Source organism: Paenibacillus crassostreae, assembly GCF_001857945.1.
In the GTDB taxonomy this organism is placed as follows: domain Bacteria; phylum Bacillota; class Bacilli; order Paenibacillales; family Paenibacillaceae; genus Paenibacillus_AQ; species Paenibacillus_AQ crassostreae.
The window spans coordinates 4,160,807-4,185,192 of sequence record NZ_CP017770.1 but is presented as its reverse complement, the minus strand read 5'-3'; the positions used below and the strand labels follow the sequence as shown (position 1 = coordinate 4,185,192).

The following is a 24,386-nucleotide window of genomic DNA, read 5'->3' as shown; positions in this document are numbered from 1 at the left end:
AATTGTTTCCTTAAGGCAAAAATTATTGTTATATACAAAAATAATTCCAAATGGTCATTTTGTCAATATTTTTTTTGAATTAATGTAATTTTCACTTTGAAATAATTCGCTATATTATGTATATATTCTTTGTTTATCAAGGATTAATTGATTTATAATTAAAATATTTTTTATATGGTGAACTATATTTCATAAGGACAATATTCTTTCTACACAATAAAAAACGTTCGGTATGAATATATACCGAACGTCTTCTGTGGCACCATTAGCACTAAAAACCTGTTTATTTTATCGTTTTCACTCCCTGTGGCAAAGCAGCATCCAGTATCCACGTTTCTACTATTTGATTAAAAAAGTTAGGATTCGACATAGATATCCCATGACCAACATTAGGTATAATAATTCCAATACAATTTGAATTATTAATAACAATATCATTTGCTGATTTTTTCATTATTGCTTTTTCTCTTTCACCAACAGTAACTAATATCTTACCCTTTGCTTTATTAAAATCTTTGGGTATTTCAAATGACATATTTTCTTCTAATATTCTAATGAGGGTATCTGCTTTCATTAGAGAGCTTTCCTTATAATAAGTTTCAAAATTTTCTTTATCTACGTATAGCATTTTTGCTTGAAGCTTAGAAAATGTTCTATTCTTAATTAATGGAAATGCTAATTGGATAGCGGGTCTAATCCATTTTTTAGCCAATGGATTTGGTCTAACTAACGCACTATTTATGATTGCATAATGTATCAAATCTGGTTTCATACTTAACATTTGAACAGTTACTTGAGCTCCTAATGAAAATCCGATAACGCTTGTTTTTTTGCCATTTGCTATTTTTTCTATGAACTCAATTATCTTTTCTGCACTAAAGCTAATTGAAAAATTCTCGGAATGTTTACTTTCACCTTGTTCTGGCAAGTCTATTGCAACACAATGAAATTGAGAAAAGTATTGAATTTGTTTGTCCCACATCCAACTACTCACTCCACCACCGTGTAAAAATACAACTAATGAAGCATTCTTATCCCCATACTCCTGATAATGTAAAACCAAATATCACACCTCATCTTTCATCATTTTCCTATTATTTTATCCCAAATAAGTTGACCATTTACAGCATCAATGTAACGTAATCCTATACTTTGATCTGGGACGTCAGCTTTTGCCGATTTAGACTTATAGAGCAGCCGATATCCCGCTGGATCCTTTTCACAATCATCGGCCCATTCCAGAATAACGCTCACATGATCAGCGTATCGTTCAAATGCTTCTTCAGGTGTTATGATGTTACCTGGCAGACTAAACTGACTTAGATCTTGGATCATTTCATACGAGATTCCCTTGTAGGTCATAATTTCTCCTGTATATGTACTAATCGAGATAGTAACTCTTTCAAGATGAACAGCGATGCCCTTGATGTAGAGTGGTAGATAGAAAAACTCACGAAGACGTGGTTCTTCCTCCAGATCAATTTGATCCACCTCAAGTTGAAGATATGAATGGTAATCTGGAAAGAACTTCATGAGAAACCTCTTTGCTCTCTCCCAACACTGTGCCCGACTTAACAATGGATAACTATGCTCGTTCTTATCCGTACGATGGTATCCAGAAAGACGATTGGTTGATTTTTCAACATCGATCAAGAAGGATTTGCTAAAAATCCAATGTTTGTCTCCCCATTTGTGCTGGATATATGAATCAATTGATAAGTCATTACGATCCAACTTTTCAAGGTCTTTATCATCTTCACTATTTAACTTATACATGAATCTGATTCTCTCACCGTCATCCTTCTGTATCTTAAGCGTATATACCATTGTATCGATATCGAATAATCGCTCCAACTCCACGTTGTCCAACATGTCACCTTCAACAGTGTCATTATTCACATGAGTGGCTGGAAATATTGGATGACTTGAAGGCATTACATAATGTTCTTCTCCATAAAGATCTTCACCTGAAATTGCATCAATGAATCGATGTCCAAGAATAGGTTCATACACAAGCCTATACTCTGGTTCGCTAAATTCCACTTCGTATATAGATGGATAGATTAGAACGAATACCAGCTGCATATGTAAGTCGTCTAATATCCTTTTCTTAACGGACTCAGCTGAGACGATAGACAAAGACCATTCTGGCTTTTCCGCAATATTACAACTCGATTCCTCTAATCGATAGTAAATCACATTACAATAAGAGTCTAGCCAGAGGGTTCCGCCCGTATTAGGAAGCGGTAATCGCCCGACTTCCTCTCTATAGGTGATAACACGATCATCTCCTCTTTTCCCGAAATGAACCCATGTATATGATGCATGATCTGGAGCATATTGGTTCAGAAAACCATCAGCTTTCTCCTTGGCTTCTTCCAAGGTATAAGCATAACCATTCTCCATAACTGAATCTAACTTTGTTGATTTCTCAATTCTAAGACGAATCAATTGGGCCGTTTCCAAATCTAGTGAAATCTCAATACTATTATCGTCATCTTCTGGATCTTCCCAAATGAATGATCGTTCTTTTTCTATACCTTTAGGTGTATTGTCTTCTACCATCATTTGATAATGGTTAGGTATATCAACAATGGATTCCGCTGTTTTGCGTAGATATTCATGATCAATAATGTCCACCTATTTCCCCTTACCTTCCTCGCTAAAAAGACCCTTAAGTTTCTCAACGGTTTCAACTATATAGGTTGGCTTACAATCCAGTAATTCCTCACGACTGCCATACCCATATTCAACAGCGATCGAAACAACACCATTATTATTCGCACCTATAATGTCGTATTTGCGGTCACCAATCATCATTACATTCGTCTTTTCCAAGCTACTTTTATGAATGACATTTGAAATAATTTCACTCTTATCAGACCCTGTATCATCCAGATTACTGCCATAGACCTGTTGAAAATAGCGGTCCAAACCGAAGTGTTGTATGATCTTCTCCGCGTATTCTGTTGGTTTCGATGTTGCTACAAATAATGTTCGTTGCTGATTAACCAACATCTGAAGTAATTCCGGTATTCCTGGATAGACTACATTCTCAAACATACCCTGATCACCGTAATATTCTCTGTAATACCCAATGGCCTTCATACAATCTAATTCGGAGAAACCGTAAAACTCAGCAAATGAAAATGATAAAGGTGGACCAATAAAAGGCTCAAGAGTGTCTAAATTATTCTCAACAATATCAAATCTGGACAAAGCATATTGAACACCTTGAGTAATACCCATCTTCGGATCCGTAAGCGTACCATCTAAATCGAATAATACATTTTGAAATTGCATGGTTAACACCCTTTCATCTATATATAGACTTTATCTTTCACATATTAACATCTATTATATTCTAAATTTTAACTTAAACTATTAATTTATCATCTAATATCCAATCATTACCTTTCTTTCAACATATATTATTTGTGAAAGGGGGTTGAACTTGATGGATCAAACCAAACAAGTAAGTATATCTCAGCTTTACCCACGTCTGACAGTGTATTCTGAAGAGAATTATCGCGGCGCAAGGAGAATTTACACTGGGAATCTAGGTATTCGTAATCTCGAGAATATTCTAGATGGAATTGAAAGCCTCAGATTCTTCTCTACTAGTTCGAATGCAACCTTAGTTTTATTTACTGGAACGCGATTTCGCGGTAACTTCCGCATCCTGCGTGGGAATCAAAACATTGCAGATTTAGATGACTATCTCGCGGGACGTGATGTAGAATCACTCATATCTACGAATCAAAGATTAACTTTAGCCCAGATTCGAAACATACGAAATACAGGACAATTACCAAGTGGTTACCGTTTAATCTAATACGGATAATGGTATCCGTATTGCCTTCCAACATTTAAAAAAAGGCTACTGCAACGTCAATTTGACAGAGCAGTGGCCTTTTGGTGCCTGTAATGATTCTATTGCTTCTAAACATTGGTTTTAACTGCTTCTTTCAAAAATGTAAGATCTCTTTCTTTAATAAACTTACCCGCATAATTTCTAGGATGATCATTCTCTAATAGAACAATAGCCTCATCCAAACTTACCCATTTCAACACAAAACCTTTACTTCTCTCGTCTTTTGTTAAGCTAGGTTCTACTAATTCACCGATCATTTCAGTATTATAACAATTCGATATTTGAAAAAGACGATGATCTTTCCTATATTCCATGATCATCCCTATATCTCCAAGTACATTAACTTCAACACCTGCTTCTTCCATTAATTCTCGATGTAGGGCGCTCATATAATTTTCGCCTTCCTCAATTCCACCCCCAGGGAGTTTATGGTATTTATCCTTTGATACGTAGATGATGGCTACCTGCTCAGATGAATTAGAAACAATTGCTCTTGATGATTTTCTTACATTAAAAGTAATATCCATCAGATTCATTTCTTCACCCGTTATTTGAGTGTCATCTATCTCTCGAATTAATCTCATCAACTCTCGCCTCCGATTATAGTCTTTAACTCAATAGTGCCTTTCTCTTAAATACGATAATAACATCATTTGATTGTCCTTGAGTATTGCTCGTATCAAAACACGATACTAGCTCCCACCCATCAAAACCGTATTGATTCAAATCCTCTTCGAATTGTTCCTCATCTACTTTACCACCCAGAAATCCTACGGTTTTATACTTTATCGTTTTATATTCCCATTGATCCACAAATTCTACTCCTTTACAGAATATTATTAATTAACCAAGTTATCACTGATAAAGTTATCCATTTGACTCATATGATGTTGATCATGATCTATGAAATCACGTAAATATTGTAAAATATCAAATATTTTTCCATCCTCATCCACATAACATTCAGAAATCATTTCTTCGGGTATCATGACAATATGATTAATAATCTGTTCCCTATAATGGATGCTTTGTTCAACGATTGTCTGGATGCTTGTTTGCTTACCATATTCCTTCGCTGACTCGTTAAATTCGTCGAAATCCAAATGTTGAAGTGTTAACAACTCATTCTTATAAATTTTCTCAATCGCATCTTCGAAAAAGTACTTATCCCATAACATTATATGACTTACCAATTCACGTAATGACCATTTATCCTTTGCTATTTCTTTTTTCCATACATTTTCATCATATGTTTCAAGCTTCTTCACATAATTTAACCACTCACTGAATTGTTCTAACAATGTAATCTTACTAGTCATTATCAGGAATCACTCCTTTTAGTCAATCCTTTTACTATAGCTTTACATTTTATTATTCGTTAGATTTCTGTCCATTTCCTCTATTTATTATTCATTATAACAATCGAAGTGTTAATATACCGATTAATGACACAGCCATACCCGTTACTTCTAATCTACTAAATTTTACTTTCACAAATACCCGAGTATATAAAAGGATGAGGAGTACATTAATCGCCACTACGGCTGAGACTAGACTAGTTACTCCATGATCAAATGCATTAATAATAAATATCATTCCGAAGAAATTCGTCAGCCCGATCAACATCCCCCAGAAGAAAGTGCGTTTCTCAGTCCAACGACTTTTTTGAACTAGTTTGACATCAGTGCTCGGTTCTTTCTGATTACGTTGATTCTTCTGAATAAACCACCATACCGCAAAAAATAATGAACCAATTACAAACATGTAGGAAAGCGTTGGGAATAGATCCGCTTCTAATTTGGTAGAATATTTCCCAGCCATATCATTCATACCGAAGAATAGCATAGCTAATAGTCCCCATTGGGCACCTTGTAGATTTCCGATCCGCAGATCATTAGAATAACGTACTGTTAATATACCAACAACGATGAGGGCAAAAGCCAATAGCTGTCCTAAGGTTAATGTTTCTCCCCATAATATGTATGCCAGAACCACAACTACGACCGGTGGTAGTCCTGTTAGAATCGCAATAATGGAAGACTTACCTACAGTAAATCCTTGAAACATACATGCGTTAGCAATACATGAGAATGTCCCCATTAGTAGACCTGTTAGTGCACTCGTATTCCACTCTTGACCAAAGATAAAGCTAGCTGACACACTTGCAACCGCCCCCGTGAAAAAGACACCGAATAACATTAAATTACGATCCATTCCTTGCTGTGATGACCAATGATAAAAAATCCCCCTTAACCCAAAACAAAGGGCAGAAAGAGCAGCGAGTAACAACCACATGATAGATTAAGCTCCTTTAACTAGATGTCATTTTATAATAAACTTCTTACACCATCTTAGATCGTCCATTCATGAATAATCCCTTTAATACATAATAACCTATTTCAGTAATGTAGATCATGCAAAATATACATATGTTCAGGATGTATGTATATAAACAAAAAAGCCACAGAATCATCTCTGGGCTCGTAATTTCCTTTGATAATATTCCCCTTTTTAGGAAACAGCTTTACAGGTCGCATTGACTTGATTGGTTTTGCATGAATGACATACTCCTTGGAAATCAAGACGATGGTCAGAAACGGTAAAGCCAAATTCACGTTCAACCCGAACTTCTAACGGTAATAACCAATCTTCCAATATTTCCTGAACTGCTCCACATTCCGTACAAATCAAATGATGGTGGAAATGTGCTTGATTCTGACGGCGTAAGTCAAAGCGAGCGATACCATCACCGAAATTAACCTTCTCAACTACATGAAGATCTTTCAACAACTCCAATGTTCGATACACTGTTGCAATACCAATCTCAGGAATGTCTTTCTTAACTATCATATATATTTCTTCTGTCGTTAAATGATTATCTTCATTCTCTAACAGTACTTTTACAGTGGCTTCCCGTTGTGCTGTAAGTTTAAATCCTTTGGCAGTCAATTGTTTTCTGATCTCATCAATCCGTTCTTTAATCATAGATCAATGACACCTCCTTGAATTTTTATGAAAATGCTAATTAATCGCTTGTTTATAATTATTATTAATTAATAATAACCTAAAACTGACTATATTTCAAGTTGTAATTGATTTAAATATCAATCATACTTGAATTATAAATCAATGTATCGTAATATTACGTTATAACGAATTAATGAAGAGGTGAACAACACATTGGATAACAATTTCAAAGCATATAACGAAACTGCAGAGATATTGAAAGCATTAGCACATCCCGTTCGACTTTGTATCGTAAAGGGGCTTTTAGAGAAAGGAATCTGCAATGTGACTTACATGCAAGAATGCCTTGATCTGCCTCAATCGACAGTATCTCAACATTTACAGAAGTTACGTTCTGTGGGCATCGTGCAAACTGATCGTAACGGACTTGAAGTGAATTACAGCGTAGTTGATCCTAGAATTAAGATAATAATAGACACTTTTATTGGAGGAGATTTAAATCATGAGTAAGAAAGTTCTTATTATAGGTGGTGTTGCCGGTGGTGCTTCTGCTGCTGCAAGATTACGTCGCTTAGATGAAGATGCACATATCGTTATGTTTGAAAGAGATTCCTACATTTCCTTCGCCAATTGTGGACTCCCATACTATATCGGGGATTCAATCAAAGATCGTTCGAAATTATTAGTACAAACTCCTGAAGCAATGCATCAACGTTTCAATATTGACATTCGCATAAATAGTGAAGTGATTTCCATTCATCCAGATGAGAATAAGGTTACCGTACGAAGCCAGGAACGTGGCATTTATGAAGAAAGTTATGATCAACTTATTCTGTCACCTGGTGCTAAGCCGATACAACCCAACTTACCTGGCATTGAGAGTTCAAAAATATATAAAGTTCGCAATATTCCTGATACTGATCGAGTTAAACAAAAGGTTACCGAGCAAAAAGCAAATTCGGCAATTGTCATCGGCGGAGGATTTATCGGTGTAGAAATGGCCGAGAATTTAAAAGAAATTGGACTTGATGTCACTTTAATAGAAGCTGGGTCCCATATCCTTGCACCTTTTGATGCTGAGATGTCCAACATGTTAATGAAGGAACTTGAAGAGCATGGAGTAAATTTAGAGCTCTCCAACAGTGTTCAATCATTCACCGAAACAGAAGATCAGATTGAGGTACACTTAACTAATGGTCATATTCTATCCAGTGATATGGTGATATTAGCTATTGGCGTAACACCTGATACTAACTTTTTAAAGAATAGTGGGTTAGAGTTTGGACCCCGTGGCCATATTATTGTCAATGATAGATTAGAAACCAATCTTAACAATATTTATGCCGTTGGGGATGCTATTGAAGTTCATGATTATGTGAATGGCACCAAGACAGCTATTCCATTAGCCGGTCCTGCCAACAAACAAGGAAGAATCGCCGCAGATAATGTATCTGGATTAGACTCCATCTACAAAGGAACACAAGGGACTTCTATCATTAAAGTATTTGGCTTAACCGGAGCTACCACTGGGAATAACGAAAAAACATTGCAGCGTTTGAATATACCTTATCATGTCATATATGTTCATCCAAGCTCACATGCCTCTTACTACCCTGGAGCCACTCCTATTTCGATGAAGCTCTTATTTAACGACAAAGGCACCGTATTAGGAGCACAGGCTGTTGGATTTGATGGGGTAGATAAAAGAATTGACGATATCGCCACAGTCATCCATTTCCATGGAACAGTTACAGATCTAACTGAGCTTGAACTTGCTTATGCTCCACCTTATTCCTCTGCTAAAGATCCTGTCAACATGGCAGGCTACACAGCAGAGAATCTTTTACGGAATAGAACTTCCGTTTTTGTACCACAAGATTTAGAGACCCGTGATCTAGAGAATACCGTTCTAATCGATGTTCGTTCCCAAATTGAACACAATAATGGACATATCCCTGGTTCACATTTGATGTCAGTTGATGATCTACGCAATTCTTTACATCTACTTGATCCTAATAAGGAATTATGGGTTTACTGTCAGGTAGGGTTAAGAGGGTACACGGCTTCACGAATTTTGACGCAAAAAGGATTCAAGGTACGTAATCTCACTGGTGGTTACAAGACATATCAAATGGCTAACTACAAACCTACACCAAAAGTACATGTATCGACTGATCATAGCCTTACAAAAGCACTCGAGGAAATTGCTACCACTAACGATACAATAATTCACGCTGATCATCATCTCGATGCTTGTGGACTTTCCTGCCCTGGACCATTAATTCAGCTAAAATTAAAAATGGACCAGCTCAATCACGGTGAAGTTCTTCATGTAACTGCCTCTGATCCCGGCTTTTTTGAAGATGTGAAAGCATGGGCACAGATGTCCGGAAATCAAGTTCTTCAAGTGAACAGAACTACTAATGGGGTGATTGAATCTTATTTAAAGAAACAGGATAAAGTGTTGACAACAACTGGACAAGCTGCCCCGACTACATCTGATGGTACTTCGATGATCGTATTTAGTGGCGATCTTGATAAAGCGATAGCTTCCTTTATTATTGCTAACGGTGCAGCAGCAAGTGGTAAAAAAGTAACGATGTTCTTCACTTTCTGGGGCTTAAACATCATTCGTAAGCTTGATAAAGTGCAAGTCGATAAAAACTTCATTGGACGAATGTTTGGTATTATGATGCCTCGAGGTAGCAGTAAATTGTCTATGTCCAAAATGAATATGATGGGAATGGGTTCGAAGATGATTCGAGGGGTTATGAAAAAAAATAATGTCTCATCACTAGAAGAACTAATCCAATCTGCCCTTGATCAAGGGGTAGAGATTGTTGCCTGCCAGATGTCCATGGACATTATGGGAATAACACGCGAAGAATTAATTGATAACGTTCAAATCGGTGGTGTTGGCTACTACTTAGGAAAAGCTGATCAATCCGGTATTAATTTATTTATCTAAGTTTCTGCTACAGCATATGTTATTCAAAAAACAGCACTATCAGATTATTCGTCTGACAGTGCTGTTTTGACTTTCGATATTAAAACTAATCTAATAAAATCTCTTTATCAGCTTCTCTTAGAAATTTAAACAATTCTTTGATTTGCTTCTCTGTCACTCTTTCAGTCGACAATTCTGGTAATTGATCTTCCTTGAAGAAATTCACTTCAGATGTTTCCATGCCACCTGAGGCATCACCACCGATGATTTCACACAGAATATATACTTTATATACATGTAGTGCAGATGGTGGGTGATCATGAAATTTCGTATCCAATATTCCCAATAACCGAATAGTTCTAACATCATACCCTGATTCTTCTTTAATTTCCTTGATAACAACTTCGCGTGGTGAGAGCCCAATATCCGCCCATCCCCCCGGTAAAGCCCATGCTCCATCAAGACGTTCCCTCACAAGTAGAATTTCATCATTCTGAAACACAACTCCACGTACATCCACTTTAGGAGTAGCATAACCCTTCTCGCTTGCAAATATGGTTCTGATCTTCTCGACCTCGACATCCGTATATTCATTTAATATCGTTATGCTAAGATCCCTTAATTGTTCGAAACGTTCTAGATCATAGATATCCTTGGAATATGCTAGTCCATTCTGACTGATTGCCTGGATTTGTTTAGCCCATTCAAGCCATTTCAGATTCATGTCAACCATCCTTATCATTTTTGGTGTAGCTCATCTATTAACTCCTTCGAATCATTCTTCACATTGCCAACATCAGCGGAGACAGGATAAGCGAACATTTTACTTGCCTCATATGGACGTAGTAATTCTATTAGTGCCATCTCATTATGGTTGTCTCTGCTCAGCCATTGTGACTCATGGTCGCGATGTAAAATAGCAGGCATGCGATCATGTATATCTGCCATAAGGCTATTAGGAGATGTAGTGATAATGGAACAGGTACTAAGTTTCTTACCTTCGGGATCCATCCAAATATCGTACAAACCTGCCATAGAGAAGATATCACCATCGCGCATAACGATTCTCATAGGTTGTTTATTACTACCTGTCTTCTTCCATTCATAGAAGCCATCTGCTGGGATGATACAACGACGTTGGCTAACAAGGCGCTTAAACGATGCTTTCTCTAAGAGTGTCTCCGCTCGGGCATTAATCATTTTACTACCTATCTTCTGATCTTTCGCCCACGATGGGACCAACCCCCAACGAAGTTCGCCTAATCGATTCTCAGATCCATTATGTATGACAGCAGGAATAAATTGCATGGGAGCAACATTATATCTCGGGGCGTAGCGGGGCATGGTTGAATCCTTCGTGAGATATCTAACTAACAGCTCTTCCATAGAGACCGTTATCGTATAACGTCCACACATTTTTAACGCCCCCGAATGCTATAATAATAACACTACTATTCTTCCTACCATCCGTAACTTTCAAACCACATTTGATCATGGTTTTTGTTGATAGCTGTTCTTATATAAGAAATCATATTTTCCGGCATCTCATTCACTTTGAACCATGTAAGCTCCTCACATTTATGAGGTTCACAATTGCTAATTTCCCCGCTCCACGATTCAACTTTCAAGTAAAAATCTATCCATTCACTATCTGTATTTTTCCTATGCATAACCCCTACCAATTCCAGCTGAGAGGGCTCAATATCAACACCAGATTCCTCCTTAGCTTCTCGAATTGCAGCTTCGATGACTTCTTCATTCCCATCGATCCTTCCTGCAACAACACTCCACTTTCCATCTTCAAATCCAGTATTCTGCCGTTTAAGAAGCAATACCTCATTCTCATTACGATAAAATAATAAATGTACAGCTCCATAGAAAATAGGACTCTTCACGTGTTATCCCCCGATTCCTGACTCTTTCGATGACTACCCTTTATAAAGTTCTTGAACTTCCTGATACGCTTCATGCGTCCCTATATCATAAATATCGCCATCAGCGAAATAAGCCCTGATCTCTTTCCGAGTATGTAACCATTCAGGAAAATAACTAGGTGCATCTGGATTATGACCTTCTTGTAAATATTGATCGAACAAGGGCAGAGTATCTTGTCTATAGATATAGATAGCGAACACCCCAATATTCGTCTTAGGCACAATCGGTTTCTCCTCAAAAGATAAAACTCTCCGCTCGGTATCCAGCTCCACAACGCCCACTCTTTGCAGATCTTCTAGATTATCTAATGACTGAACTAAGATAGTATCTGCCAACTTCGCTTGGAAGAACCGAATATATCCCTTAAGATCAAATGTGAAGATATTATCTCCTGCTAACACGATCAGATCATCTTCGATCTGTTCCTGTTCAATGACGAAATGGATATCGCCTATTGCGCCTAATTTATCCTCCACAGAAGTTGTTCCATCATTAATAATACGAATTCTAGAATGACATTTTCTCGATCCAGACCAATCTACAAAAGCTTGAAAGAATTTATCATTACTTACGATAAAAATTTCGGTTATCTCATCTATTTCGTCTAATTGATCCATCATATAATCCAAAATGGTCTGTTTACCAATAGGCAATAATGATTTAGGTTTATCTCGCGTGATTGGATAGAGTCTTGTTGCGTAACCGGCAGCGAGTATTAATGCTTTCATCTGAATCTCCTTTCAAGCTTAAATAGTAATTTGATTGCTTGTTATACCAGAAATCCTCTTCTTTATAAAGCCACTCATCATCTACCGTTAATAACAAATTATTGGTTCGCTTGCGAACTTCATTTAATCGATCTAAATAATAGTCTAACTCATGTCCACGAATATGTGTACACCCCTCTTCTTCTAAATTTAAAGTATCTTATTCAACTTACTTCATTGATAGTATACTTACCAGAAAGAAGCCCAGACCACGTGTGAATTCCCCTTGGCAAAGGGTACACATAGCGGGTCTATGGGCTTCTATTATTTTGTTGCCATCTTAATTTATCAGCCTAAATACTGATGATACAAGTTTTTTGCCATAACAATATCATTCGTCCCGTGAACCAATACTCTACCATCTTGAAAAATAGCTAACCTATAATTCCCCGTATACAACGATACTAGGTATGGGTTGTGTTCCACTCGGTATCCTTGATGGGAGAAAACAGCTGTAAGTTCTTCTAAATTTCGCTTTATGGGTGCAGGTGGTCGAATTTGAACTGTATCTCTCCCACATAATACGACCGTTCTTGTATGCTTCAACTCTGAAAGGTAAGGATAAGTCGGCTTATCTCCACAGGAAAGGCAGCCTTCCCTCTTCATGCTATGTACATTAATGGAAGAGTGCTGATTATTCCACAGATCAAAGGAAGTAAGCCTACTACGTAAAGATGCTCGATCACCTACCAATAACTTTAAAGCTTCTGCCGTCTGATAAGCTACTACCATTTGTACTGCTGGACTAATAATTCCGACAGTGTCGCAGGTGGCTCCAGCTAATGGGACTGTTTCAAGTAAGCAGTTCAAACAAGGTGTCTCCCCGGGAATTATAGTATACGTGATGCCGTAGCTCCCAACGCATGCACCATAAATCCAAGGTATTCGTGTCTTTTGAGAGATATCGTTAATAAGTAACCGGGTATCAAAATTATCTGTTGCATCAACAATCACATCAACACCCAGAGTCATATCTTCTACCTCAAATGTAGTTAGATCCATCACATGAGCATTTACTACTACCGTTGAATTGATCTCCCCAAGCCTCCGCTGAGCTGCTATAGCTTTCGGTATTCGTAACTCCGCATCAGATTCACGATATAGTTGCTGCCGTTGTAGATTACTCCATTCAACATAATCGCGATCCACAATCGTGAGTTTACCTACACCTGCTCTTACGAGTGCCTCGGCATTCCCTGTTCCTAATGCCCCAGCACCGATAATAAGGACATGCTTCGTATTTAGCTTATGTTGTCCTACTTCTCCTATGGGTGCAAAAAGTTTTTGTCGTGAGTATCGCTCGTTCAAGTACTACTCCATCCTTCCATCGGGCTACTAGCAGAAGCATAACGCTTCTTCGGTATTCGTCCAGCTTCGAATCCTAGTCTACCAGCTTCAATTGCAAGTTTCATCGCCAAAGCCATCTTTATAGGATCCTGTGCTCCTGAAACAGCGGAATTTAGTAATACCGCATCAGCACCAAGCTCCATGGCGAATGCCGCATCCGATGGACTACCTATCCCAGCATCAACAATAACAGGGATCGCGGCTTGCTCTATAATAAAACTAAGATTTAATGGATTAATAATTCCCTGACCTGATCCGATTGGTGAAGCACCCGGCATGATAGCATGAACACCCAACTTCTCTAATCTCTTGGCTAACAACACATCATCAGATGTATAGGGAAGTACGATGAAACCTTCTTCTAATAGCATCTCAGAAGCTTTTAACGTCTCTAGTGGATCCGGCAACAAATTCTTAAAATCACCAATTACTTCAACCTTTATCATGTCACATAGACCCGATGCTTTCGCTAACTTAGCGATGCGTACAGCTTCCTCCGCCGTCCTAGCACCTGCTGTATTCGGAAGTAATGTGAATCGACTTACATCAAGCATTTCTAGGAAATTGGGCTGCGTCGCTTCAAATATATTCATCCGTCTAACCGCGAATGTTAAGATCTGCGCTTCCGACACAGCTACTGCTTCTTTTTGAATATCGAAGCTTGGAAACTTCCCTGTTCCTAATAGCAATCTTGAACTAAATTCATGAGTTCCTATCCTTAACAAATTAGCCACCCCCTACAAAATGTACGATCTCAATCCGGTCTCCATCTGACAAACCCGTTGTCTCATGATCTGATTTCTCCAGAATACGTTGGTTCCATTCCACAATAACGATCTTGCCCGCTAACTTGAATTCCTCCAATAATGCGTTAATTGTTATGCAGCTATCATTAACTTCAACCTGTTCACCATTCAAATACAGCTTCACAATGACATCACTTCCTCTTCAGACGGGTCATTCTGATGCCGATCCACTCTAAAGGATGCAAGTGAAAGTACCTGTTCTGACTTATCTTCTGCCCAATCTGCAACAAGCTTACCTGTAATTGGACTAAGTAGAATTCCTTTGCGATAATGACCTGTTGCTACATATAACCCCTTCAACTTTGGATGTTCACCTAAATAAGGTAACCCATCCATTGTCTGTGGACGTAACCCGCACCATGCCTGCTCCCATTCCGCATCGACAATATCTGGAAGAATACGTTTCGCTGCTTCTAATAACTTAGAAATCCCACCTATTGTAACTCTACGATCATAACTATGTTCAATCATAGTCGCTCCAACCACGATCCGTCCTCCCTTCTTCGGAACGAGATAACAACCGTCACTAAATATGGTCGATTGGATTAACTGTGAATGACTCAGTACAGAGAAACACTCCCCTTTGACCGGATAAATCGGACATGTTAGTCCAGCCTGTGCAAGTAGTGGACCGCTCCATGTTCCCGAAGCAACAACCACTTGATCAGCAAAAAGTTCTTCTTCACCTGTAACGACACCAGTAATTCGTCCCTGAGTATAAAGAAGCGATTTCACCTCTGTAAACTCATTTATTTGTGCTCCGAGCGCCGCCGCAGCTTTTGCATATGCATAACATAATTCTGGTGCATCCACATGACTATCTTCTTCTACAAACATAGCCCCCTGTATTTCAGAGGATATACCTGGCTCCTGTTGTCTTACTTGTTTTGCTGATAACCATTCCGCTCGTTCCCCCTCTTTCTTTTGAAAATCTAAGATACGTTGAACTTCTCCTACATCTGCCTCAGTCGCTGCCACACGTAACATTCCTTTACGCTTCAAGCCAATATCTATTCCGGTTAATTCTTTCAGATCCATTGCGAGCTGTGGAAATAATGCCCGGCTGGCACGCGCCATATCATACATAGGCCCAGCCTCAGTAATTTCCGCTTGCACTGCAAGCATTCCTGCTGCCGCATTCGATGCTTGGCTTCCTAGACGATCTCGTTCCAATAGAATAACTTTCATCCCTCTTGCTGACATATAATAAGCGATCGAACTTCCTATCACTCCCCCACCCACTATAATGACATCCGCTTTTCTCACCATGACGAATACCCTCCTAAAAGTTTTTGTGCATGTACATCTTGAGTAACCTCGAAAAACTAGCATCGGAAGCATTTGATTAAATGTCTAAAGCATCGCGGTAATTCTTCGCTGACTGTAATGGGTTGTCTGCAGCTGTAATTCCAGATAGGACTGCAATCCCTGCTGCTCCAGTTACCATAATCTGCTGCACATTTTCAGGTTTAATCCCACCAATCGCGATGACTGGAACACGCACTCTTTTTACAACTTCTTCTAATGCCTTCGTTCCTCTGGCTAGCTGTCCTGGCTTAGAATCTGTTGGGAATATATGTCCATATATTAGATAATCAGCCCCTTGATAACTCATCTGTTCTGCTTCTTGAACATCATGAACTGAACGTCCTATACGCATATTGGCGAAAGCATTTCTGACTGCCCACACCTCCAAGCTTTGGTAGTTTAACTGAACACCCCCTACGCCAGACGCGCATGCTACATCAACTCGGTCGTTAATAATCACTTTACTAAGAGGTACTCCACTCGTTCTTAAAGCCATCACTCCCTTCCATAACTCCAGTGCCTGACTCGTTTTCTCCCGCAAGTGAAAGGCTGTCACATAGGGATGAATAAGTGCCGCTACCCTTGCAAAGTGTTCTAACTCAGACTGACCATTCGAAATCACATGCAATTCTCGCACCCTCATTACACTCCCTTCCATTTTTTCTTCAGACACATTACTGAATTATCAGAAAAAACAAAAAGCCACCTTCAGCATAGAAGGCGGCCTAATATCAATAGTTCATAGAATGCAGACAAATAAATGTACACAAAGCTATCATAACTAAATCTTTCAAGCTCACTTCCCTACGCTGGTATAATCCAGATCAGGTTCAAAGGGTTTGGAATCAAACACATCCGTCTCAGCTAAATAGCACCCCTAGTGATCAATCGTATTCAATTGAATCCATATTAACACATAAATGGGAACAATGACATTCCCAATCTAACAAAACTTTATTACTTACTGTATATACAGGACGTTGCTGTTTGCAGTAGCAGATCATTCTCGGATCACGAACTTACCTACCTTATGTCCTAGTAGCACTAGCGGAAGTACAAATAGTCCTGTCGGTGCATATCGCAACACCTCTTGTAGGGTAACTAGATCTTCGTTGATCATTCTATAAAACAAATATCCCGAATAAGGTAAGATCATGATTAGCGCTGTCACTACTCCCGGAGTGTACGATTTCACAACCAAGGATTGTGCTACATGAGTAAATACATGGACCAACATCAGGGCATTACACCCAACGAATAGAACATAGTGATTCTGCTCAACTGCCCAATAAGTTATGGGTATAAAAACGATGAACTCCACGAAGACAGCAACCGCAAACTGAGATGATTTCACTTCTGACATGTTCTTGACTAATTTCCTCGCAATCATTGGTATGAACCTATTAATTCTAGGGAAGTTCTTCTTCATCCAGGATTCAACAAATATGATTTCTTCTAGATCATGGATCATAAATACCGCTAGAAATAACCACATCAAGGATTCTATCGACAGGAAAGAGTCAGTTAAACCCATTGCAAATCATCTCCTGATCCTTTGACTTCCTTGCGTTAACCTTCTGCCCATTCTTTAAAAAGGTGGATCATTTCTTCTAAATTTCTTAATCCGCCCGCACCTTCAAACTGTCCATCTTTGATCCAGCATCTTACCCAATCATGATCATCCCGATCTATAATGATCTCATTTAATTCCTTCCCCGCTAATTCAGTCTCAAGTATTGGTACCGTTACTCTCCACCCAGGGGTATCGATCGATTCGATCTTTATTACATGAATATGCTCCCATGCATCATCACAATGACTCTCGTACCAATCTTCTAACCACTTCAAATCACTCATCTACCTCATCCTTCTTCCTTGTTAGTTATCAAATAGCTGTTTCATATGTTGACTTAAAGGTTCATTATCTGAGAATAAATCAGGATCCTCGCGGAGCATTTCTGTCAGAATGTCAGTCATCTTGACCGTGTCACATATTCGTACAACCGCATCGCCTAATTCACCAAAAACCAACGCACCGTGTTTCACCATTACATCCTCGACCTTCCAGAAATACTCTGACCAAGCTTGTCCACAATGTCTGCGAGACGGTACTTCAATAATCGTTCCGTCACCTAGAATAGTCTGTAACTTCTCATGGTGTTCAGTCATGCGACCTGGAATATCAAGCCATTCCTCTACTCCATGCATAAAGGTATTTCTTCGTAAATCCACGCCAATTAACAGAATAGTTGCTTGATGATCTAACAACTTACCCCAAGCTGATCCTCTAGCACAAGGTGTATCAAAGGCTTCATCACCTTTTGTGAACCAGTCTGCATCTTGCCCTTTCGCTGCTACCGAATGTGTAGGATGCCAAGAGCGAATTACTCCATGTCGTTTACGGAATAACTCAGGTAATATCCCAATGCACGAAGGTGATTGCTCCACATAAAATTTAGGATTGTTCTCATTGATATTAGCCCAGGTATGCGTAGGAAGTACAAGAAGTCCGTCCTTCATATATTCTTCTAACACGTCAAGGACAGTATTTGCCCCACCTTCTACCTCTCCCAGACTTTTCATGGAAGAGTGAACTAAGACGACACTTTGTTGATTAATTCTCATTTGTTGCAATTGTTCTAAAAGACTGGTGTGTGTATGCATGATATTATATCTCCTTAAAAGCATCGTGAATTTGTAATTTAGTACGACTCAACTTATACATTATATTATTAAAATTTGAGAGTCTCTTTAAATTATTCAACAATGTCAGCTTGATCCCTTCAAAGAATATAAAAACCATGGTATAGGAAAGCCTCGTACCCCATAGCTTTTAAATTCAGCTTACTTTACTATTAATTTCACGAAATGGTTTCTTTCGCTTATTCTTGCCTATAGCATCCATATACAATCGAGTCTCAGCAACAACAACACCAGAATGGCCTAATAAAGCAATCAAGTTAGGGAATGCCATCAATGCATTAACAATATCTGCAATTAACCAAATGGCATCCAACTTAATAAATGATCTTGCCCAAGAAGGCAGTTAGGTAGTCGAAGTAATTGAAGTAAATCCAAACGAATCGTCAACCAAATTCCTATTCCCATGACTAGAATAAGTAGAGGTGCTCCTAAAAAATAATAAAAACAAAAAAGAGTCAAATCATCTGATTTTGACCCTTGGAGAGATACAGGATATAGGATAACACAGCTATCTCTCGAACTAGTGAAACTATTCACACAAGCAGAAACGGCTAATTTTTATCATTATACATACTTGCCCTACCAATTCACAAGTGAACAATCTGTGCAATCACTTAGTAAACCCATCTAAAGCATGCCGTAGTGCTACTAGTGGATGGCTCCATAACATGCGTGGTCCAGCATATTTCATCACGGCTTTAATTTGTTGGCGTCGGTCTGGCTTATAACAATGAACTGGACATTTCTCACATGTCGTTTTACCCTCACCAAATTTACAAAGGGCCAGTCGCAAGTGGGAGTATTGAAAAAGATCTTTACAATCAGCGCACAATTCACCTGGTCCCATCTCAACACTCTCATTCCGAATATGCCCTTGTCCCATACAATACATTTGAATCATAATAGCCACAGTAGCTTTCTCTCGAAGAATACGTGGACCATTATTCCCTTGGGGCTTCGTTCGCGTCTGATCAGCCGATGTTTCTGACATGATTATTTACCTCTCTTTCATACAACTATACTATTATACTTCCTATTTCAATAGCCAATCTATTAACAATATCTCACTTTAACCGATATTCTCATTCAACTCCGCATAGGGTTTGCCGATTCGAACTGGTAACTTAAATGCAAAAAAGGTGATCCCTTGGGACCACCATATCTTTATTCTAAGTTAGCGTGATTTCCGTACATAGCCTGACCATTCAAAGACTGTATCTCCATCAGGCGTAAAACAACCGCATCGCATATGAGTAATAGCATCTGCTCAAAAAGTGATCCCATGGGTTGAATCGTGACTGCCTCATGGTGCAACTGATCCTTAGACGCACCAGGCATTGTAACGATAATATTAGAAAGCTTGCTTACCGTAGATACAGGAGATAAAGTCATCACGGCCACACACGCCTCCAAGCTTTGTGCCTTCTCTGCCATTGGAATAAGTGACTTCGTCTCACCTGAACCTGATCCAATAATAAGAAGATCTCCCTTAGCAAGGCTCCTCGTAACAGTCTCTCCGACAACGTATACATCTTTGCCAAGGTGCATCAGTCGCATCGCAAAGGCACGCATCATAAGTCCAGAGCGTCCTACCCCGGCTACGAATATTCTCTTTGCTTCACCTATTTGCTCAACAAGTAGCTCCAACTGCTGATCTACGAGTTGATCAGCAGAGTTATTCAACTCGTCCAATACCGTAACAACGTATCGTTTCGTTTGCATTATCGTTATTAACCTTGGGTAATTAGTCGCTTCATCTCAGAAGCAGCTGAACTCATATTGGTTTCCCCTGTAATACCCCCGCCAACAATAACAAGATCTGGATTAACTGCAATAACTTCCGGTAAAGTGCTGAGTTTAATACCACCCGCAACAGCTACTTTTGCATTTTTTACAACCGCTTTGATCGTCCGGAGATCTTCAAAGGAATTTTGTCCTTCTGCTTGAAGATCATAGCCCGTATGAACGCAAATGTAATCGACGCCTAAAGCATCAACCTCTGCTGCACGCACAGCTAGATTCTTCACGGCAATCATATCGACCAATATTTGCTTACCATGTTTTTTGGCTTCCTCAACTGCACCCTTAATACTAGCATCCTCTGCTACTCCAAGAATTGTGACGATATCTGCACCAGCCTCAACTGCTTTCATAACTTCATATCCACCTGCATCCATAATTTTTAAGTCTGCAAGTACTGTCATATTAGGAAAGGCTTCTTTAAGAGCTTTTACCGCGTGTAATCCTTCATTAATAACGATCGGTGTACCAATTTCAACAATATCAACAAAAGACTCGACTTGTTTCACAACTTCAATAGCTCCTGGAATATCGACAAGGTCTAACGCTAATTGTAATTTCATATGTCATTCGCTCCTCTAAAATGTTCTAGACTTAACAATCCTTATTCTAGCCACACTTTATCAATAATAAAAGTACGCACTTTTATGTAACGTAGTTACCAAATGGGTACTACGAAGAGCAATTTGATTCTAATTTAGTGTTAGTGTTCAAGCCTTTCCTGATGCTTCTCACCCCAGCTCGATAGGGTATTAAGCAACTCCTTGACCGTTTGCCCATACTCCGTTAAAGAATACTCTACTTTTGGAGGTACTTGTGAATACGCTTTACGAATGATGATCTCGTCATCTTCTAGCTCCCTTAATTGTTGTGTTAACATTTTTTGCGTAATAGGCATCTCCCGCTTCAACTCACCAAATCGATGCGTCCCCTCTGTCAAGTGACAAAGTATAACCGGCTTCCACTTTCCCCCTATAACTTTCAAAGTTAGCTCAACTGTTTCTTTAAAATGCTTGTCTCCCAATTCCAATGCCCCTTCCATGTAATATGGTTACTTACGATGATAAGGTAAAATGACTAATACTCACACTTCCCTGTAAGACTAGATATATAGAGTGAATCCCCTCTAAACCCTCCTCCACATCACAGGTAACCGTTGACCATTCACCACGATGACTAGGTAAGATCGTACAATGACCTACTTGCGTTCCCTCAGGGCTCCCCAATCGTAACTCCACTTTCCCACCTGCTATTCCTCCTGATACACGCATTTCAAGGGAATCTACAGTCTTCTTAAATTCAACATCGTGATAAACAACCCATCCTTGATCGTTCACTGCTCTTACTCCCGTGCGACCTTCCAAACATTCATCTAAGATAACATCTTGATAATCATCATAGTTCTCAGCATAAGTCATCCCCGTCAAATCACGATGTGGAATGGCCTCTCCAGTAACTTGAACAGTAGTGTCCAAACGAATATCTTCCGAAGAACTTCCTACTAACAATTGATATCCGCCCGACTCCACGCAGAAACGGTCCCTTGTTACATCCCAAATCGCTAGTTCAGATACTAGAATTTGGAAGCTTACTTTCTTTTTTTGACCTGGTTCAAGATTAATTCGTCTAAATGCTTTCAATTGCTTGATAGGGGTCTTCACTCGAGATTGAAGGGCCTTAACATATAATTGTACTACTTCATCACTGACCATGTCTCCCGTATTCGTTACTTCCATCTCGAGTTGGATTGTCTCAGAGTCATGGTAAGAGGACTTGGCTACTATCATATTATTATAGTTGAACTCGCTATACGTCAGCCCATAACCAAATGGATAGAGCGGTTTACCATCGAAATACATATAGGTACGATTTGTTTTAATGATATCGTAATCTAAGAAGTCAGTTAGTTGTGCTTCATTTTGGTACCAGGTCATATTTAAGCGTCCAGCAGGGCTATAATCACCGAATAGAACATCTGCAATAGCATTTCCTAGCTCTTGTCCTCCATGAGATGAATATATAATCGCTGGTGCTATCTCAGCTATCTCTCCTAGAGCATAAGGATAACTTCCTACAATAACAACTACAGTACGAGGATTAACTTTGCAGACTTCTTTAATTAACTCAACTTGGGCTGGAGGTAACTCAATCCCAGGACGATCCACTTCCTCTTTTCCATTCACAAAAGGGCTATTTCCAACAAATACTACGGCTACCTCATTCTCACGTGCCGCTTTAATGGCTTCTGCAAGACCATCGGATACCACTTCCTTCGTGAAGTTTGTATCATGTAATGATTCCTTATCTTCACTACCACGTAGTACAGTTGCTCCATATTCATCTGTTGAAAGTCTAATCGGATGTCCATTCCACGTCTTCATACTTACATACTCATCATCTTGTGAAGAGATATCCATCACTTCTTTCACGAACCAACCCCATACTCGTTCAGCTGAAGCATGAAGGGTCAACTCATCATTAGCCGTGACATATAATCCGTTAGCAATGGATTGTAAGGTGTGACTACCATACCCCCAGTCGGTATGCTTAAATAATGCACGCTTGTCATTCCCACCATCTGGTTGAGGCATTAGAGGTGCTGTAGTTTCTTTACCGGCAACGACATACCAACCGCTTCCTACTGTCTTGAGCTTGATCACATCATCACCACTATGATAGCTAACGTGTCGACCAGAACCCTCTAATTTCTTGGAAATCCCCGCAAATGGTGTAACCGAGTATGGAAGTGTCCCACTATACCAATCTGTATATACAATATCCCCAAGAGGACCAATGACTGCAACACTCTCCGTATTTTTTAGAGATAAGGGTAATAATCCTCCCTCATTCCTCAATAGAACTATCGATTCCTGCGCGGCCTTGTGCGACAGTTTACTATGCTCTGGTGACATCAATGCTGAACTTGGAATCGCTGCGTATGGGTTATTCTCTGAAGGATCAAATTGTCCAAGTTTAAACCGCACATGAAAAATATTACGGATCGCATGATTTAAATCTTGTTCATCAATTAAACCACGATCAAGAGCTTCTCTCGTCGCATCTATGACTAAGTCCTGTTCATCTGTCAGACAGTCTACTCCTGCTTTCAGGGCTCCTGCTACGGACTCTGCATGGGTCTTATGATACTTATGGTACTCGACCGTCTGAGACAAATCCCCACCATCACATACAATGAATCCTGGCATTTTCCATTCACCCTTAACGAACTGGTTAACATAAGGGCTCTCAATAGCTGGCGTTCCATTAATTGAATTGTAGGCAGTCATCATAGAATAAGCCCCACCTTCAACAAAAGGCATTTCAAATGCTTTCAAATAATATTCATGCATGTTCCGTGGATCAATGCTAGATGAGAAAGTTAAACGATCTACCTCATTATTATTAGCAAAAAAATGCTTCAAGGTCGCGACCATTTTAAGATAGAACGGATGATCTCCTTGCATACCTTGGATTAATGATGAGGTTAATTTACCTGTCAGATGCGGATCTTCTCCGTATGCCTCTTCTGTTCGTCCCCAACGTGGATCTCTCTCCATATCTACTGTGGGAGCCCATAAGGTTAAGCCATGATGCGTAGGATCATTCTGATAGAAGACTCTAGCTTCATCACCAACAGCAGAACCGATCTGCTTCATCAATTCTGGATTCCAAGTACATGCTAGCCCTATAGGCTGTGGGAACACGGTTGCTTCCCCTTTCCAAGCTACACCGTGAGCAGCCTCTCCACCAACACAATAAGCAGGGACACCCAATCGATCAACTGCTGCCTGTCTCGTCGGAATTAAGCTGATTTTCTCCTCTATCGTAAGATGTGAGATGAGATCCTGAATGCGTTCTTCCAAAGGCAAACTATGATTCCAGAATGCGAATTCTTTAAATGTTTGTTCCATATTAACATCTCCTACATAGCA

The 24,386-nt window shown here is 39.3% G+C and carries 28 protein-coding genes, 1 pseudogene and 1 riboswitch; of the genes and pseudogenes, 3 read left to right on the top strand and 26 right to left on the bottom strand.

The genetic code is table 11. From position 1 onward, the window contains the following. Positions 1-283 precede the first annotated feature (283 nt). From LPB68_RS19360 to LPB68_RS19350, 3 genes are read right to left on the bottom strand one after another with little or no spacing between them, the layout of a single operon-like run. Complete coding sequence (locus tag LPB68_RS19360; protein WP_068655927.1) at positions 284-1,063, bottom strand: alpha/beta fold hydrolase; 780 nt, start codon at positions 1,061-1,063, stop codon at positions 284-286. Positions 1,064-1,083: 20 nt separating this feature from the next. After that, a complete protein-coding gene (locus LPB68_RS19355) occupies positions 1,084-2,640 on the bottom strand; it encodes a YcdB/YcdC domain-containing protein (RefSeq protein WP_068655929.1) in 1,557 nt (518 codons plus the stop codon). Beyond that, positions 2,641-3,303, bottom strand: coding sequence for an HAD hydrolase-like protein (locus LPB68_RS19350; protein ID WP_068655931.1), 663 nt, complete (start codon positions 3,301-3,303; stop codon positions 2,641-2,643). It lies immediately after the preceding gene. A gap of 154 nt (positions 3,304-3,457) precedes the next feature. On the opposite strand from LPB68_RS19350, the gene LPB68_RS19345 reads away from it, so the two are divergent. Then, complete coding sequence (locus LPB68_RS19345) at positions 3,458-3,835, top strand: hypothetical protein (protein ID WP_068655934.1); 378 nt, start codon at positions 3,458-3,460, stop codon at positions 3,833-3,835. Between the two features lie 107 nt (positions 3,836-3,942). On the opposite strand, the gene LPB68_RS19340 is transcribed toward LPB68_RS19345, so the two are convergent. From LPB68_RS19340 to fur, 5 genes are all read right to left on the bottom strand, one after another. Beyond that, positions 3,943-4,458, bottom strand: a complete 516-nt coding sequence (locus LPB68_RS19340) for an NUDIX domain-containing protein (protein WP_068655936.1) — start codon at positions 4,456-4,458, stop codon at positions 3,943-3,945. Between the two features lie 25 nt (positions 4,459-4,483). Beyond that, entirely contained in the window at positions 4,484-4,687 is a 204-nt protein-coding gene (locus LPB68_RS19335) for a DUF4177 domain-containing protein (RefSeq protein WP_068655938.1), read from the bottom strand. Between the two features lie 26 nt (positions 4,688-4,713). Then, entirely contained in the window at positions 4,714-5,193 is a 480-nt protein-coding gene (locus LPB68_RS19330; RefSeq protein WP_068655940.1) for a DinB family protein, read from the bottom strand. Between the two features lie 94 nt (positions 5,194-5,287). Continuing rightward, positions 5,288-6,169, bottom strand: coding sequence for an EamA family transporter (locus LPB68_RS19325; RefSeq protein WP_068655942.1), 882 nt, complete (start codon positions 6,167-6,169; stop codon positions 5,288-5,290). Between the two features lie 216 nt (positions 6,170-6,385). Beyond that, positions 6,386-6,859 carry a ferric iron uptake transcriptional regulator gene (gene fur / locus LPB68_RS19320; protein ID WP_418303809.1) on the bottom strand — a complete coding sequence of 158 codons (474 nt, stop codon included), beginning with the start codon at positions 6,857-6,859 and terminating at the stop codon, positions 6,386-6,388. 195 nt (positions 6,860-7,054) lie between these two features. On the opposite strand from fur, the gene LPB68_RS19315 reads away from it, so the two are divergent. Both LPB68_RS19315 and LPB68_RS19310 read left to right on the top strand, forming a co-directional pair. Further along, positions 7,055-7,351, top strand: coding sequence for an ArsR/SmtB family transcription factor (locus LPB68_RS19315; RefSeq protein ID WP_068655944.1), 297 nt, complete (start codon positions 7,055-7,057; stop codon positions 7,349-7,351). Further along, positions 7,344-9,809: a CoA-disulfide reductase gene (locus tag LPB68_RS19310; protein ID WP_068655946.1), complete on the top strand. Its 2,466-nt coding sequence runs from the start codon at positions 7,344-7,346 to the stop codon at positions 9,807-9,809. The genes LPB68_RS19315 and LPB68_RS19310 overlap by 8 nt, the downstream gene beginning before the upstream one ends. Before the next feature lie 85 nt (positions 9,810-9,894). On the opposite strand, the gene LPB68_RS19305 is transcribed toward LPB68_RS19310, so the two are convergent. The 18 genes and pseudogenes from LPB68_RS19305 to LPB68_RS19225 form a co-directional block, all read right to left on the bottom strand. Continuing rightward, positions 9,895-10,512: an NUDIX hydrolase gene (locus LPB68_RS19305; protein ID WP_068655948.1), complete on the bottom strand. Its 618-nt coding sequence runs from the start codon at positions 10,510-10,512 to the stop codon at positions 9,895-9,897. Positions 10,513-10,526: 14 nt separating this feature from the next. Further along, positions 10,527-11,204, bottom strand: coding sequence for an SOS response-associated peptidase (locus LPB68_RS19300; RefSeq protein WP_068655950.1), 678 nt, complete (start codon positions 11,202-11,204; stop codon positions 10,527-10,529). A 44-nt stretch (positions 11,205-11,248) separates the two neighbouring features. Continuing rightward, positions 11,249-11,683 carry an NUDIX hydrolase gene (locus tag LPB68_RS19295; protein WP_068655952.1) on the bottom strand — a complete coding sequence of 145 codons (435 nt, stop codon included), beginning with the start codon at positions 11,681-11,683 and terminating at the stop codon, positions 11,249-11,251. A gap of 33 nt (positions 11,684-11,716) precedes the next feature. Further along, positions 11,717-12,451, bottom strand: coding sequence for a nucleotidyltransferase family protein (locus LPB68_RS19290; protein WP_068655954.1), 735 nt, complete (start codon positions 12,449-12,451; stop codon positions 11,717-11,719). A gap of 327 nt (positions 12,452-12,778) precedes the next feature. Beyond that, entirely contained in the window at positions 12,779-13,798 is a 1,020-nt protein-coding gene (locus tag LPB68_RS19285; protein ID WP_068655956.1) for a thiazole biosynthesis adenylyltransferase ThiF, read from the bottom strand. Next, positions 13,795-14,562 (bottom strand): thiazole synthase, encoded by a 768-nt coding sequence (locus LPB68_RS19280; RefSeq protein ID WP_068655958.1) that lies wholly within the window; start codon positions 14,560-14,562, stop codon positions 13,795-13,797. The genes LPB68_RS19285 and LPB68_RS19280 overlap by 4 nt, the downstream gene beginning before the upstream one ends. Before the next feature lies 1 nt (position 14,563). Then, complete coding sequence (gene thiS / locus LPB68_RS19275; protein WP_068655961.1) at positions 14,564-14,767, bottom strand: sulfur carrier protein ThiS; 204 nt, start codon at positions 14,765-14,767, stop codon at positions 14,564-14,566. Then, positions 14,764-15,912 (bottom strand): glycine oxidase ThiO, encoded by a 1,149-nt coding sequence (thiO, locus tag LPB68_RS19270; RefSeq protein ID WP_068655962.1) that lies wholly within the window; start codon positions 15,910-15,912, stop codon positions 14,764-14,766. Before thiO ends, thiS begins: the two co-directional genes overlap by 4 nt. A 76-nt stretch (positions 15,913-15,988) precedes the next feature. Further along, on the bottom strand, positions 15,989-16,594 hold the full coding sequence (locus LPB68_RS19265) for a thiamine phosphate synthase (RefSeq protein WP_068656671.1): 606 nt from the start codon (positions 16,592-16,594) through the stop codon (positions 15,989-15,991). 141 nt (positions 16,595-16,735) lie between these two features. Beyond that, positions 16,736-16,840, bottom strand: a riboswitch (TPP riboswitch). Positions 16,841-16,951: 111 nt separating this feature from the next. After that, complete coding sequence (locus LPB68_RS19260; RefSeq protein WP_068655964.1) at positions 16,952-17,485, bottom strand: HXXEE domain-containing protein; 534 nt, start codon at positions 17,483-17,485, stop codon at positions 16,952-16,954. A gap of 35 nt (positions 17,486-17,520) precedes the next feature. Further along, a complete protein-coding gene (locus LPB68_RS19255) occupies positions 17,521-17,808 on the bottom strand; it encodes an immunity 53 family protein (RefSeq protein WP_068655966.1) in 288 nt (95 codons plus the stop codon). 21 nt (positions 17,809-17,829) lie between these two features. Next, on the bottom strand, positions 17,830-18,615 hold the full coding sequence (locus LPB68_RS19250; protein ID WP_068655968.1) for an AAC(3) family N-acetyltransferase: 786 nt from the start codon (positions 18,613-18,615) through the stop codon (positions 17,830-17,832). 175 nt (positions 18,616-18,790) lie between these two features. Next, positions 18,791-18,979 (bottom strand): annotated as a pseudogene (locus LPB68_RS22440) (alanine:cation symporter family protein); the annotation flags it as partial. Between the two features lie 285 nt (positions 18,980-19,264). Continuing rightward, positions 19,265-19,645: a nitrous oxide-stimulated promoter family protein gene (locus tag LPB68_RS19245; RefSeq protein ID WP_068655970.1), complete on the bottom strand. Its 381-nt coding sequence runs from the start codon at positions 19,643-19,645 to the stop codon at positions 19,265-19,267. Positions 19,646-19,818: 173 nt separating this feature from the next. Then, on the bottom strand, positions 19,819-20,376 hold the full coding sequence (gene hxlB, locus LPB68_RS19240) for a 6-phospho-3-hexuloisomerase (protein ID WP_068655972.1): 558 nt from the start codon (positions 20,374-20,376) through the stop codon (positions 19,819-19,821). Between the two features lie 8 nt (positions 20,377-20,384). Beyond that, positions 20,385-21,017: a 3-hexulose-6-phosphate synthase gene (hxlA, locus tag LPB68_RS19235; RefSeq protein WP_068655974.1), complete on the bottom strand. Its 633-nt coding sequence runs from the start codon at positions 21,015-21,017 to the stop codon at positions 20,385-20,387. A 140-nt stretch (positions 21,018-21,157) separates the two neighbouring features. Continuing rightward, complete coding sequence (locus tag LPB68_RS19230) at positions 21,158-21,496, bottom strand: winged helix-turn-helix transcriptional regulator (RefSeq protein ID WP_082865605.1); 339 nt, start codon at positions 21,494-21,496, stop codon at positions 21,158-21,160. Positions 21,497-21,509: 13 nt separating this feature from the next. Continuing rightward, positions 21,510-24,365, bottom strand: coding sequence for a glycoside hydrolase family 3 C-terminal domain-containing protein (locus LPB68_RS19225; RefSeq protein ID WP_068655978.1), 2,856 nt, complete (start codon positions 24,363-24,365; stop codon positions 21,510-21,512). Positions 24,366-24,386 lie beyond the last annotated feature (21 nt).